Source organism: Mesorhizobium sp. M7A.F.Ca.CA.002.09.1.1, from assembly GCF_003998555.1.
Classification (GTDB): Bacteria; Pseudomonadota; Alphaproteobacteria; order Rhizobiales; family Rhizobiaceae; genus Mesorhizobium; species Mesorhizobium ciceri.
Genome location: NZ_RZRR01001317.1, coordinates 1 through 1,037 on the forward strand (window position 1 = coordinate 1; position 1,037 = coordinate 1,037).

At 62.4% G+C, this 1,037-nt stretch carries 1 protein-coding gene; it reads left to right on the forward strand.

The window, feature by feature from the left end; genetic code table 11:
* Nucleotides 1-88: 88 nt before the first annotated feature.
* A partial coding sequence (locus EN994_RS32855; RefSeq protein WP_095770220.1) for an IS481 family transposase occupies nt 89-1,037 on the forward strand: 949 nt, incomplete at its 3' end.

Genomic DNA, 1,037 nt, shown 5'->3' on the forward strand with positions numbered 1-1,037 from the left:
CTAGGTGTGAGCTTTCGAGAGGTTGTCCATTCGGACCGGACCGAGGAGACTGGAGTTACCACGCTTCAGCATCCATCGGAGGGTCCGAATGAACATCCACAAGAATGCCCGTCTCACACCGCTGCGTCGAGAGGAGATGGCGTTATCGGTGATAGAAGGCGCTTTTTCCAAAGCCCATGCGGCGCGCGTCTATGGCGTGTCGGCCAAGATCGTGGCGCGCTGGGTCGAGCGCTATAAGACCAAAGGGCGGGCCGGCATGGTCGACCGCTCGTCGCGGCCCACCGTCATGCCGAGCCTGACCGAACAGTCCGTGGCCGAGCGCATCGCAGCCTTGCGTCGCCAGCGGCTGACCGGCAAGCACATCGCCCATGAGGTCGGCGTCTCGCCCGCCACCGTCAGCCGGGTTCTCAAGCGTGCCGGGCTGTCGCGGCTCAGGGATATCGAGCCGGCCGAACCGGTCCGGCGCTACGAGCGGGAGCATCCCGGCGAGATGATCCATATCGACATCAAGAAGCTCGGCCGCTTCAGCCAAGTCGGCCATCGTATCACCGGCGATCCGCAAAAGGGCAAGTCGCGCGGCGCCGGCTGGGAGTTCGTCCATGTCTGCATCGACGACGCGTCCCGCATCGCCTTCTCGCAAATCCTGCCCGACGAGAAAAAGGAGTGCGCCATCGCCTTCCTCAAGGCCGCGGTCGCCTATTACGCCAGCCTCGGCGTCACGATAGCCCGCGTCATGACCGACAACGGCTCCTGCTACAGATCAAAGGCCTTCGCCAAGGCCTGCCGCGATCTCGGCCTCAAGCACGTCACGACAAGACCCTATACGCCCAAGACCAATGGCAAGGCCGAGCGCTTCATCCAGACAGCACTGCGCGAATGGGCCTACGCCATTGCCTATCCGACATCCGATCATCGTGCCGCCGAACTGCCTGTCTGGCTGCACAGATACAATTGGCATCGTCCACATGGCAGCCTAAAGTCAAAAACGCCTATCAGTCGCCTCGCCCTGATCGAGGACAACCTGTTGAAGCTCCACA